Origin of the sequence: Micromonospora sp. NPDC005553, assembly GCF_042871765.1 — a bacterium.
Lineage (GTDB): Bacteria > Actinomycetota > Actinomycetes > Mycobacteriales > Micromonosporaceae > Micromonospora.
On sequence record NZ_JBIAJD010000005.1, the window covers coordinates 522,291 to 534,490 of the forward strand.

The following is a 12,200-nucleotide window of genomic DNA, read 5'->3' on the forward strand; positions in this document are numbered from 1 at the left end:
AATTCCGCACCGACGGCCGTGCCATTACCCGCGAGGTAATCGACAGCCCACCACGACACCGGGAAAAATCACTTCCCACCTCAGGAAACACAACGCGAAGGACGGACAACCATGACCGCGTACGCGCTCGCACACCTCCGTAAGGCACCCGTCCACGCCGAGGTGCTGACGTACCTTGAGCGGATCGACGCCACCCTCGCGCCTTTCGCGGGCCGGTTCATCGTCCACGGCGGCACCGTCGACGTCCTGGAGGGCGACTGGCCCGGCGACGTGGTCGTCATCGAGTTTCCCGACCTGAGCCAGGCCCGCTCCTGGTACCGGTCCAGCGCCTATCAGGAGATCAAGCCCCTGCGGACGAGGCACCTCACCGGCGAGGTGATTCTCGTCGACGGAGTCGAGCCGGGCCACGACTCCTCGCGGATGGCCGCGGCCATCCGCCGCGCCAGCGATCGGTAGCACCCGACCATCGCGCCGCCGGCGCGCGAGCGCCGTCCCGAAGAACCCGACGGCTCGCCGCCCGCGAGGCACCCCGACACAGGTCAGCCGTCCGTAGTCTCATCGAATGCAGGACATCCAGACGCACACCCTGGCCATTCCCGGCGTCGACCTGGTCTACGACGTCCGCGGCCCCCTACCTCCCACCGGCGCCCATCGCGCGCTGCTCCTGATCGGCCAGCCGATGGCGGCCGAGGGCTTCACCGCGCTCGCCCCGCACTTCACGGACCGCACGGTCCTCACCTACGACCCGCGTGGTCTGGGCCGCAGCGTCCGCACGGACGGTCGCTCCGACCACACGCCGCAGCAGCAGGCCGCCGACCTGCACGCGCTCCTTCAGGAACTCGAGGTCGGTCCGGTCGACGTGTTCGCCAGCAGCGGCGGCGCGGTGACCGCACTCGAACTGGTCGCCACCCACCCCGACGACATCGCCACCCTGGTTGCGCACGAACCGCCGATCAACGCCGTGCTCCCCGACGTCACGGCCGCCGAGCGCGCCCGAGCCGACTTCTACGAGGCGTACCAGGCGAAGGGCCCGGGCGCGGGAATGGCCGCGTTCATCGCCATGACGTCCTGGCAGGGCGAGTTCACCGACGCCTACTTCGCCCAGCCCGCTCCCGACCCGGCGATGTTCGGCATGACCGACGACGACGACGGCCGCCGCGACGATCCGCTGCTGTCGCAGAACTCGTGGGCGATCACCGACTACCGTCCCGACGCGACTGTGCTCACCGCCGCGCCCACCCGGATCGTGGTCGCTGTCGGTGAGGAGTCGGCCGGAACGTACACCGCTCGCACCGCCCTGGGCCTCGCGGCGCTGCTCGGCCAGGAGGCCGTGGTGTTCCCGAGCCACCACGGCGGGTTCCTCGGCGGCGAGTTCGGCTACGCGGGCAAGCCGGAGGAGTTCGCCGAGCGTCTGCGAGAGGTGCTGGACGGCGGCTGACCTCTGCTCAACCGGTCGCCTCGGAGTAGACCTCGACGTCGTAGAGCAGCTGCACATCGCGGCGGCCGTTGGTGACCCCGACGAAGACCGGATCACCGCACGGGGTGCGGCCCTGACGCCACACCTGTTCCCGGGCCGCCTCCCGCGACTCGTGATGGGCTTTGCCCTGCTGGTGCAGTTGCAGCACCCGGCGGGCGGTCCCCCGGTCGGTGCCGAGGTGGATTCGCAGGAGAGGCACGCCGGGACCTCCTTGCTCGACGCTGAATCTCGTGCGGCTGGCCGACCAGCCGTATCGTGAGACGCGGGGGCGACGATCCGCCGTCTTCGATTAAACGCCACCCGCTGCAGTCGAGGAGGGCATTTATGACTGGTCTGGCGACCGTCGGCGCACTCGTGGGTGTCCTGCTCGTCGGTCTCGTGATCCTCATCCGTAAGCCGGCCAACACCCGCTCGGTGCTCAGATGGTCGGCCCTGGCGATCACTGTGCTGGTGGCCGCCGTGCTGGTGCCCTTCACCGTGGACGACTCGGGCGCGGCGGCCGGCTATCTGCTCGGCGTTCCCGTTGTCGCGGCGTTGCTGCCCGTCCTCGCGCAGCAGACCGGGCGGCTGACCATCGTCGCCGACCTGGTGGCCGCACTGGTGCTCACCGGATGGGGTCTGCTGCTCGGGCTGGGCATCGGTGTCGCGTTCCTACCAGCGGTGATACTCCTGATCGCCAGCGCCGCGGGCATCTGGGCGCCGCGACCGTCCACCACGTGACCCGGTGACCCGCTGTCAGCCGTCCGGGGTGAAGAGCCCCTGTACGCCGACGACGATCGCGATGAGGCCGAAGATCGCGAGCAACAGCCGGACGCCGGTGGCACCGTCCGACCGCTCGTCGCGCGGCGTCGACCGCCCGGTCAACCGGCCCCACAGCAGGGCGAGCCCCACACCGATCCCCACCACCTCGAAGTGGAACACCCGGGGCCCGGACACCAGGTGGACGATCAGGTAGTAACCGCCGGTCACCAACGCCACGAGGCCGACCACCCACGCGATCGGGGCGGCCCGACCGGCGAGGCGGCCCAGGTCGTCGCCGACCCGCGGCAGCAGCCGCAGCACCGCCACGGCGAGCAGGAAGCCACCGACGATGTTGGCGAGGTCGAGCAGCAGAGCCATAATCACGGGAAGTCTCCGTCGATCGGGTGATCAGCCGGTGGGAGCGTACCCACGGAACCGGTCGGTTGAAACGGTCCGGACGGCACGCCCCCAAGGCTGAGCCGCTCAACCCTCAGCGTGTGCACCGCCACACCAGCGGCCGATACGCCTCGTTCTCGTAGACGGCCCCGACCACCGTCAGACCGTCGCCGCTGATCCCCTCGGCCGTGTACGTGCCCGCCTCGGTCGCCCGGACCTCCGGTCGACCCGGCAACCGGCGGGAGGTGCCGTCCGGCGCCACGAGCAGCGGCGCACCGTCGGCGACCAGCACCTCACCGCTGCCGGCGATGCCACTCGCCCCTGGGAAGGGCAACAGGCTCACCGCCCCGGTGGCGAGGTTCCACCGCACCGGCAGCATCTGCACGGCGCCGCTGCGTTGGTCGCCGGGAACCATGCCGATCGCCCATTCGCCCTGCGCCGACTCGACCGACGCACGCGGATAACCGTCGGGCACCGCCAACGTCGCCCCGACGCCCTGCGGCGTCCACCGGTAGGGCCGATCGTCGACGGTGCCGACGATCGTGCCGTCCTCGGTGATCCCGGTCGCGGAGGACCCCGGCTGGCCGACCAGCCGGTGCTTCTGGGGGTGGTCCGTCGACCACAGCACAGCCTGGTACGAGTCGTCGGACCTGCGGGCGGTGCCGACGATGTCGCCCCGACCGTTGACGGCGTGCACGAGCACCGCGTCGTAGCCGGGCGGCGTGGCCAGGAAACGCAGCTTCCCGTCCCGGTACAGCCAGCCCGTGCCGTCTCCGTTGGTGCCCACCACATAGCCACGGGTGTTGACCGCGGCCGCGTGCCGCGCGGTCGCCGGCAGGACGACCGGACGGCCGTCGGTCCACAGCACGACCCGTCCGTCCTCCTGCCCGGTGCCGATGTCGCCGACGATGTGCCGTCCGGTGGGATCGACGCTGTTGGCCACCGCGACCGAACCCTTGACCGGCTGCGGCAACCACGACGCCTGGCAGGTGACCGGCGGGCGCGGGGCGTTCGACCCGGTGTTCTCCGGCGTCACCGCGAGCGCGGGCGGGGTCGGAGCCGGCGGGCCGGTGGTCGCACCGGCCTGGACGGCACCCACGACACCGACCCCGGCCAGCACCGTCAGCGCGGCGATCCCGCCGACTCGGCGACGCCGTCGGCGCCGCCGACCGTCGCGGACCGCCCGGCTCAGGTCGACCCGAGGCTCGGGCACCGGCGCCGCCCGCAGCAGCTCGGCGATCCGCTGCTCGTCCACGGTGGTCATCTCGGACTCCTCACTGACATCTCGGTCACGTCGAGCACCTGGCGGACGGCCGCCAACGCCCGAGCCGTCTGCGACTTCACGTTGCCTTCCGAGCAGCCCATCGCGGCGGCCGTGTCGGTCAATGACAGGTCGCACAGGAACCGCAGGACCAGCACGGTGCGCTGGCCGCGCGGGAGGCGGGCGAGCGCGGCGAGCAGGCTGTCCCGCTCGGCCAGGTCGTCGTGCGGGGTCACCGGCGAGCGCTCCGGCTCCGGAACCGACCCCAGCAGGCGAACCTTCGCCCAGCTCAACCGCTTCTCATCGACGAGCTTGTGCACCAGCATCCGGTGTACGTACGCGTCGACGTTGTCGGCCCGGCTGACCCGGCGCCAGTTCACATAGAGCGCCGTGACCGTCTGCTGCACCACGTCGTCGGCCAGATGGGCGTCGCCGCACATCAGGAACGCGGTCCGATGCAGGCTCGGCAGTCGCGCGGAGACGTACTCCACGAACTCACCCTCGGCTTCCACCATCGAGGCTCCCTCCTCCGCATGCTCGACGGGACCGGACGGTCATGAGGTTGCGTCCCCGTCGAAGAACGCTCGGAGGCTCTACCGCTCGGCCGGGCCGGGGACCCGGCCCGGCCACACCCGGACGGGTCAGCGAGCCAGCGCGGCTTCGAGCCTGCGCGCCTCGGTCGCCAACCGGTTCGTCTGGACGGCGTTCACGGGCACACCGTGGAACCACCGACCGACACCAGTGCCGGTCTCAGCCGATGGCGCTGGTCATCCGGTGTACCGCCTCGATGATGAGTTCCGGTGCGGTGGCCAGGTTCAGTCGGACATGCCCGGCACCGCCGGTGCCGAAGGCCAGTCCGGAGTTCAGCGCCACCCGGCCACGATCGAGGAACACGGCGGCCGGGTCGTCGCCGAGGCCCAGGGCGCGGCAGTCCAGCCAGGCCAGACAGGTGGCCTGACCGGGCTGGTAACGGACGGCCGGCAGGTGCTCGGCGAGCTGCGCGGCCAGGAGCCGGCGGTTGTCGTCCAGACCGGTCAACAGGGCGTCGAGCCACTCGCCACCGTCGCGGAAGGCAGCGGTGTGGGCGATCACGCCGAGGTGGCTGGTGCTGACGCTGACCCCGAACGGGACGCGAGCGAGGTCACCGGCCGCGGCCGGGCCGGCGACCAGGAGCCCGCCGCGCAGGCCGGCGAGGTTCCACCCCTTGGAGGCGGACACCAGCGACAGGCCGTTCTCCGCGCCCTGCACCGAGAGGTACGGCACGAATCGCGCTCCCCCGGCCACCACCGGAGCGTGGATCTCGTCGGCGACCACCCGCACCCCGTGCCGTTGGGCCAGTCCGGCGATGGCGGTCAACTCGGCCGCGCTGTGCACGACACCGGTCGGGTTGTGCGGGCTGCAGAGCAGGTACGCGGCCGGCCGTCCACCGGCGCGAGTCCGCCGGAACGCCTCCTCCAGGGCTGCGAGGTCGATCCGCAGGTCCTCGCCGAGCGGAGCCTCCACGATCCGGCGGCCGGCGTGCGCCACGGACTCGTAGAACGGCGGGTAGACCGGGCAGTTGACGATCACCGCGTCCCCCGGCTCGGTGACCAGTCGCAGCGCCTCGACGACGCCGTGCATGACGTCGGGCACCAGCGCGGTGCGCTCCACGGCCAGCCCGTCCCAACCCCACCGCCGCGCGGCGAACTCGGCCACCGCCTGCGGGTACGCCGTTCCGGCGGGGTAGCCGGTGTCGCCGCGCGCGACGGCGTCGGTGATTGCCCGTGCGACCGGCTCGGCCAGGGGCACGTCCATCTCGGCCACCCAGAGCGGCAGCACGTCGTCGGGGTACTCCCGCCACTTGAGGCTCGTCCGCTGCCGAAGCTGCTCGATCGTGAGCTGGCGGAGGGGATTGACCGAGGTTCGGGCACCACTGAGCAGACCACTCATGTCCCCACCCTATTCCTTGCCTCCGACCGACGCTCCGGGTCGCCGATGATGTGTCCACTGTGGTTGTTTCGGAAGGATTTCCGGAGACCGATTTGGCATTGACCAGCGTCTTTGTGTTTGCGATCCTCGTGCCGCTCGGAATCAACGCCGAAAGATTGCTGCGAGTTGCGAGTTCATCACCTAGGCTCCCGAATGCCCACACCGACGGCCCGCCCTCACGCCGTGCCAGCCACCGACCTTGCACGCCGGCCATCGCAACCCTCGACGCCGATTGGAGTGTTCGATGACCTGGCGTCCAACCATTGCCGCACTGGCCGGCCTGTGCCTGGCGGTCAGCGCCACCCCCCTGCCCGCCGGTGCTGCCGTCGCCGCTGCCCACGTCAGCGCTCACGCCGCGCTCGCCGGTCCGCCCGGCGCACCGCCCGGAGCCTGCCCGACGGGGGCCAGTTACGGCCCGCCGCTGCCCGCCAGCACCGTGACGGCCCCGCGAATCCAGGGCGGGTTCACGTTCCTCGAAGGGCCGGTCTGGGTCGCCGACGGCGGCTACCTGCTGTTCTCCGACATGACCGCCGGCACCGGGCCGTACAACGTCCAGCCGTCGACGATCCGCCGGTTCACCGCACCCGCCACCTTCGACACGTTCATCACCAACGCCGGCAGCAACGGCCTGGCGCTCAGCGCCGACGCCCAGCAGCTCGTCGCGGCCACCCACGACCAGCGGAGCGTGTCGGCGTACCGGCTGAGCGACCGGGCCCGCAGCACCGTCGCGCCCAACTACCAGGGCCGGGCGTTCAACTCGCCTAACGACGTCGCGGTCCGTTCCGACGGCGTCGTCTACTTCACCGACCCCAACTTCCAGCGCGGCAACCGCCCCGACCAGATGAGCGGGCGCACCAGCGTCTTCCGCGTCTCCAACGGGCAGGTGTCGCTGGTCGACGACCGGTTGCGCCAACCCAACGGCATTTCGCTCTCACCGGACGGGACGGCGTTGTACGTGGGCGCCTACTCGGAGAACAAGATCTACAAGTACGCGGTCCAGCCCGACGGCAGCATCGGGGCCCGCAGCGTCTTCGTGAACTACATCGGCGGCCCGGACGGCGGCACGATCGACTGCGCCGGCAACGTGTACTGGACCTCGGGCGGAGACTCCCTGGTCCACGTCTACTCCCCCGCGGGCACCGAGCTCGGCACGATCCGGTCCGGCAACTCCGGCACGACCAATGTGGCGTTCGGCGGCCCCGACCGGCAGACCCTCTTCGTCACGTCGGGCCGCTGGGGTGACTCCGGGCTGTACAGCGTGCGGCTCAACGTCCCCGGATATCCGTACTGACCAACGGTTGAGCGGCGCGCCGCTCTCGTCGTGGCCCGACGAGGCGGCGCGCTATCCGGCGGTCGCGGCGATGAACACCACCGCCCCGACCACCACGAGCGCGGCGGCCAGGAACGTCTGCCGACGGGCCCGGCGCAACGCCTCCCTGACCTGCCAGGCGTGCGCCGTGGCGAGCAGCCAGCGCAGGTACGGGTCGGTCCGGGCGATGTTGCGGCGAGCGGTGGCGAGCCCCGCCCGGAGGGCGGCCCGCTCCTGCGGGGCAGCCGTCGACAGGCGGCGGGTTATCTCCGCGGCGATCCGGCGATGACGCAGCAGACCGTCGACGTCGTCCGCGTACCCGCCGAAGTGGTACCAGGGCTCGGCCTCCAGCCGCTCGCGCAGGCCGCGCAGCTCGGGCCCGGTGAGCGTCGTCGGCGTGGTCATCGGCGGGACGAGCACCTCGCTGGTCCGCCAGATCGCCCAGGCCACGCCGAGCAGCGTCACCAGCAGGCCGCCGCCCGCCCACGCCGCGTGAGCCCAGTCGGTGACCTTGCCGGCGGCGATCAGCGGGCCGCCACCGAGCAGCAGCGCGCCCACCGCGCCAGCCGAGGAGATGATCCACCGCGCCGCCGCCCGACTGTCCGCGACCGAGTCCAACGGGGACGGCAGCACGTCCAACCCCGCGCCGCTCGTCGGCGACTCCCCGGTCATCGACTGTCGTCGCGGAAGACGACACCCAACGGGCCGTTCTCGTCGTCGGGCAGATCGGTGTACGGCACCCAGCGCTGCCCGTCGAAGAACTCCAGCTCGCCGCTGTCGTTGATCCGCACGGCGTTGACTTGCGCGAGCTCCTCAGGATCGTCAGCCATGGATACAGTATCGGTCAGCCCGGCAATCCATCCCGGCATCGGGTCGTCCGCCGGGCGACCGCAGGGGGGCCGTTCGTGATCCGGTTGACAGTCAGCGGGACCGACGTGGTCATGGGCGTTCAGGGCGACCGACGCCGGTACCCGGTGGGCCCAGGCGATCAACGTACGGCCGACCTGCTCTGGCGGCTGCGCGGCGGCCCCTCGGTGGAGCTGTCGTACGAGGTCGGCGCCGCGCTCGGCCGCCGTTTCCTCGACGCCCCCGGCCCGGCCCTGCGCGCTGAACTGGCCCGCCCCGGCCGGCACCGGCTCGGCATCGAGGTCGTCGACCCGGCCCTGGCCGACCTGCCCTGGGAGACGCTGGTGCTGCCCGGCGAGGAACTGCCGTTGGCGCTGCGACCCGACGTCGACGTCTGCCGGACCGGCGAGGACACACCGGCACCCACGGTCCGGGTGGACGGCCCACTGCGGATGCTCGCGGCGATCGCGAGCCCGGACGACTCGACCCAGCCGCTGCTGGACCACGAGCGGGAACTCGGGCGGATCCTCGGCGCTGTGGAACCCGGGCATCGGCACGGGGTGCGGGTCCGCGTCCTGGAGTGGGGCAGCGCCGCCGCGATCCGGGCCGCCCTCGCCGAGGAACCGTTCCACGTCCTGCACGTCTCCAGCCACGCGCGTCCCGGCGCGCTGCTGCTGGAGACCCCCACCGGCGCGGAGGACCGTGTGGACGCCGCGCGGTTCCTGGCCGAGGTGCTGCCGCCCGGCCGGACCGTGCCGTTGATCGTGCTGGCCGGCTGCTCGACAGCCCGTCAGGATCAACGGGAACTGCCCGGGCTGGCCGGCGCGCTGCTGACCCACGGCGCGCCGGCGGTGTTGGCGATGAACGGGACGGTCAGCGACGGGTACACCATCGACTTCTGCGCTCGGCTCTACGAGCGGTTTGCCGCCCGCAGCGAGCCGGAGCTGCTGGCAGAGGTCTCCGCCGTACGCCGCGAGCTGGCCCCGACCGCCGCCGAGTGGTGGATGCCGACGCTGTTCCTGGCCGACCCCGGGCTGCGGCTGGCCGGCGGACGGGACGGCGCTGCCATTGCCGCGCCGCCCGTTCAGTCGATCGTCGGGGACGGCGTGGTGCGTGCGCCCACTGACTTCGTGGGCCGCCGGGAGATCCTGCGTCGGCTGTCCCGGGGAAAGCTTCGGGTGCTCGTCCACGGCATCGGTGGGATCGGCAAGACGAGTCTCGCCGCGGAACTCGCGCGGCGGTTCCGCGACGCGGGTGGCATCGTCGTGGCGACCCACGGCGACGCCACCGTCGACGCGATCCTCGACGAGCTGCGCCGCCAGGTGGAGAGCCGCTGCGCCGAAGCGGCCCCTGACGACCCGCTGCGGCGATGGCTCGTCGCCCTCGCCCAGCCGGGCCAGGACTGGCGGCGACGGTTGGACGCGATCGGCGCCGGCGGCCCGCCGCTGCTGCTCGTCCTCGACAACGCCGAGGACGCCCTGGACGCCGAGCACCGGTTGGCCGACGCGGACCTGGCCGCGTTCCTCGCCGCCTGGGCGTCCCACCACGAGCTGGTCGTGACCAGCCGGCACCCGTTCGCGGTCGCCGGTCTGGAAGCCTGTCACCTCGGTCCGCTCTCCTGGCAGGAGACCCGCAAGCTGCTCTGGCGGCTGCCGGGCGTGGGCCAGCTGGCGTCGGCGGAACAGCAACGGATGTGGCACCGGCTGGGTGGCCACCCGCGCGCGCTGGAATACCTCGACAGCCTGCTGCGCGGCGGCAACGCCCGATCCGACGAGGTCGCCGGCCGACTGGCCGCGGACGGCGGTGGCCGGGACGCCGCGCCGGCCGAGGTCGGCACGCCGCTGGCGGAGGCCGGGGCGCTGGCCGCCGAGGATGTGCTGCTGCCCCGGCTGCTCGCCCGCCTGGAGGCCGTCCCGGCGGCCCGTCGGTTGCTGCTCGGCGCGGCGGTGTACCGCACTCCGGCGGACCGGACCGGGCTCGCCTGGCAGCTCGCCGACCCTGCCGACGGCGACGACCCACCACCGGAACCGGCGGGGCTGGACGAGGCGGTCGAGACGCTGTCGCAGCTGGGGCTGCTCGCCCCGGTCACCGGGGGCCACCTGGTGCACCGGTGGACGGCGGCGAGCCTGCAGCGGATCGCCGGCCGCGACGCGGTGGTCGACGCGCACCGCCGTGCGGGCCGTTACTGGGGCTGGCGGGCCCGGTCCAGCACCGACCAGCACGACTTCATCCGCCGGGCCGTCGAGGCGCGGTACCACCACCTGGCGGCGGGTGACACCGACGAGGTCGTCACCTACTCCGAGCTGGCCTGCCAGGAGTTGCACGCGGCCGGGCACTGGGCCTGGGAGGAGAAGATCTGGCGGGAGCTGCTGCCGCTGGCATCCCCGGGCTCGGCGCGTTTCGCGAGCTTCCTCAAGGGACTCGGCGACGTGCACCTCAGCCGGGGTGAGTACGCGCAGGCGACGCAGCGTTACGAGGCGGCGCTTGCCGTCTACCGGGATCTCGGCGACGACAGCGGGGTCGGCAAGCTCCTGCACCAGTTGGGCCTGGTCGCCGACAACCGGGGCGACTGGGCGAGCGCGGACCGGCTGTTCCAGGAGGCGTTGACGATCCTGAGCGGGCTCGGCGACCGCTCGGCGGTCTCCCGGACCCTGCACCAGCTCGCCGGGATCGCCCGCGGCAACGGCGACGCCGAACTGGCCATGTCGCGTTACCTGGAGGAGCTGGCGATCGCCCGGGACCTCGACGACCTGGAGGGGATCGCGGCGAGCCACCACCAGATCGGCGTACTCGCCTTCGAGGCCCGGGACTTCGTGAAGGCGGAGCGGTGCGTCCAGGTGGCGATCACCAGCTACGGACGGTTGGGCGTCCGGGTCCAGCAGGGCAGCGGGCTGGTGATGCTCGGACGCATCGCACTCGCCCAGTTCGCGTACGAGACCGCCGAGGAGCGGGTCCGCGCCGCCTTGGAGATCTTCGAGGAGGTCGGCAGCAACGGTCACATCGCGGAGTGCTCGCTGTTGCTCGGTCACCTCGCCCGCGACCTCGACGACCTCGAGTTCGCCGAGAGCTGCTACGCCCGCGCCCGGACGATCGTCGCGGCCCTCGGCGAGGACCCGCTGCTGCGCCGCTGCGACGAACTGCTCGGCGGCGTCCGAACCGTCCTCGGCCGGGCTGCCGAGGCGGTGCCGCACACAGTGAACGCGATCGGCGGGGACGACCAGCCGCCGCTCCAGGCGGCCCTGGAATGGCTGGCCGTGCAGCGCCTGGAACTGGGCGCGCACGCCTTCTCCGCCCTGCTGTCCCGGCACCTCGACCGGAGGCAGGCGGCGCAGCGGGCCGAGTGGGTCGAGGCGTACCTGCGGTTCCGGTTCGACGCTTCGCACCCGACGCCGCTGGGCAGTGGCTACGTCCTGCGCGCCATCGCCGCCGCCCAGGCCGGTGAGTTCGGTACCGCCCGGATGTGCCTGCTGCGGGCGTTGCCGATCTGCGCCGCCGCCGGCTACCAGGCGGGGGTCGCCAAGTGCCACGAGGACCTCGGTCGGGCAGCCCTGGAGACCCGCCGGCTGACCGAGGCGCGGTCCCGCTACGAGCAGGCGTTGCAGGTCTACCGCGTGCTGCGCCACGAGCCCAACCAGGCCATCGTCCTGCACCAGCTCGGCCGGGTCTGCGAGGAGCAGGAGGATCTCGCCGGCGCGGACGGGTTCTACCGTCGCTCCATCGCGATCAAGAAACGGCTCGGGAACCTGTCGGGCGTCTCCAACAGCACCTTCCACCTCGGCAGGGTGGCCGGCCTGCGCGGCGACCGGGCCCTGGCCGAGCGGTGCTACCGGACCTGCCTGCGGATCGACCGCGAGCAGGGCAACTGGGAGGCGGTGGCACTGGACCAGGTGGCGCTCGGGCAGTTGCGCGTCGAGCAGGGCCACCCGGCGGAGGGCGTCCCGCTGATCGTCGAGGCGCTGAGCATCGACCGGCAGATCGGGTCGGCGAACGCGGCGCTCGACCTCAACGCGCTGCGCGAACTGCGGGCCAGGCTCGGCGACGAGGTGTTCGCGGCCATCCTCACCGACGCCTTCGGCGCGGCCAGCGCCGCCGAGGTGCTCGACCTGATCGCGGTGCTACCGACCGCGGACGAGCCAACCTGACCCACCGGGCCACCCGTACACTCGGCTGATGGCGAACCGCCCGCTGCACCGAGGTCGATA

At 72.4% G+C, this 12,200-nt stretch carries 12 protein-coding genes; 5 read left to right on the plus strand and 7 right to left on the minus strand.

What is annotated here, in order from left to right:
- Positions 1–111 precede the first annotated feature (111 nt).
- Both ACFYPG_RS23225 and ACFYPG_RS23230 read left to right on the plus strand, forming a co-directional pair.
- Positions 112–456, plus strand: coding sequence for a DUF1330 domain-containing protein (locus tag ACFYPG_RS23225; protein WP_387353838.1), 345 nt, complete (start codon positions 112–114; stop codon positions 454–456).
- Between the two features lie 106 nt (positions 457–562).
- Entirely contained in the window at positions 563–1,438 is an 876-nt protein-coding gene (locus tag ACFYPG_RS23230; protein ID WP_387353839.1) for an alpha/beta fold hydrolase, read from the plus strand.
- Between the two features lie 7 nt (positions 1,439–1,445).
- Here ACFYPG_RS23230 and ACFYPG_RS23235 read toward each other — a convergent pair whose 3' ends face one another.
- Entirely contained in the window at positions 1,446–1,676 is a 231-nt protein-coding gene (locus ACFYPG_RS23235) for a hypothetical protein (protein ID WP_355008566.1), read from the minus strand.
- A 125-nt stretch (positions 1,677–1,801) separates the two neighbouring features.
- Here ACFYPG_RS23235 and ACFYPG_RS23240 point away from each other — a divergent pair, with 125 nt between their 5' ends.
- Positions 1,802–2,197, plus strand: a complete 396-nt coding sequence (locus tag ACFYPG_RS23240) for a hypothetical protein (protein ID WP_355008565.1) — start codon at positions 1,802–1,804, stop codon at positions 2,195–2,197.
- Between the two features lie 15 nt (positions 2,198–2,212).
- Here ACFYPG_RS23240 and ACFYPG_RS23245 read toward each other — a convergent pair whose 3' ends face one another.
- The 4 genes from ACFYPG_RS23245 to ACFYPG_RS23260 all read right to left on the minus strand — a co-directional run bounded on the left by ACFYPG_RS23245 (position 2,213) and on the right by ACFYPG_RS23260 (position 5,804).
- Positions 2,213–2,596, minus strand: coding sequence for a hypothetical protein (locus tag ACFYPG_RS23245; RefSeq protein WP_355008640.1), 384 nt, complete (start codon positions 2,594–2,596; stop codon positions 2,213–2,215).
- Between the two features lie 112 nt (positions 2,597–2,708).
- Positions 2,709–3,878, minus strand: a complete 1,170-nt coding sequence (locus tag ACFYPG_RS23250) for a hypothetical protein (RefSeq protein WP_387353840.1) — start codon at positions 3,876–3,878, stop codon at positions 2,709–2,711.
- The gene (locus tag ACFYPG_RS23255) at positions 3,875–4,390 is read right to left on the minus strand and encodes a SigE family RNA polymerase sigma factor (RefSeq protein WP_355008563.1); all 516 of its coding nucleotides are present in this window, start codon (positions 4,388–4,390) and stop codon (positions 3,875–3,877) included. The genes ACFYPG_RS23250 and ACFYPG_RS23255 overlap by 4 nt, the downstream gene beginning before the upstream one ends.
- Before the next feature lie 235 nt (positions 4,391–4,625).
- Positions 4,626–5,804 (minus strand): MalY/PatB family protein, encoded by a 1,179-nt coding sequence (locus tag ACFYPG_RS23260; RefSeq protein ID WP_387353841.1) that lies wholly within the window; start codon positions 5,802–5,804, stop codon positions 4,626–4,628.
- A 283-nt stretch (positions 5,805–6,087) separates the two neighbouring features.
- Between ACFYPG_RS23260 and ACFYPG_RS23265 the strand changes: the two genes are divergently transcribed.
- A complete protein-coding gene (locus ACFYPG_RS23265; protein ID WP_355008561.1) occupies positions 6,088–7,134 on the plus strand; it encodes an SMP-30/gluconolactonase/LRE family protein in 1,047 nt (348 codons plus the stop codon).
- Positions 7,135–7,185: 51 nt separating this feature from the next.
- Here the strand turns inward: ACFYPG_RS23265 and ACFYPG_RS23270 are convergent, their stop codons facing one another.
- A complete protein-coding gene (locus ACFYPG_RS23270) occupies positions 7,186–7,824 on the minus strand; it encodes a hypothetical protein (protein ID WP_387353842.1) in 639 nt (212 codons plus the stop codon).
- Positions 7,821–7,982: a hypothetical protein gene (locus tag ACFYPG_RS23275; RefSeq protein ID WP_387353843.1), complete on the minus strand. Its 162-nt coding sequence runs from the start codon at positions 7,980–7,982 to the stop codon at positions 7,821–7,823. Before ACFYPG_RS23275 ends, ACFYPG_RS23270 begins: the two co-directional genes overlap by 4 nt.
- A 75-nt stretch (positions 7,983–8,057) precedes the next feature.
- On the opposite strand from ACFYPG_RS23275, the gene ACFYPG_RS23280 reads away from it, so the two are divergent.
- Entirely contained in the window at positions 8,058–12,140 is a 4,083-nt protein-coding gene (locus ACFYPG_RS23280; protein WP_387353844.1) for a tetratricopeptide repeat protein, read from the plus strand.
- Positions 12,141–12,200: the final 60 nt, after the last annotated feature.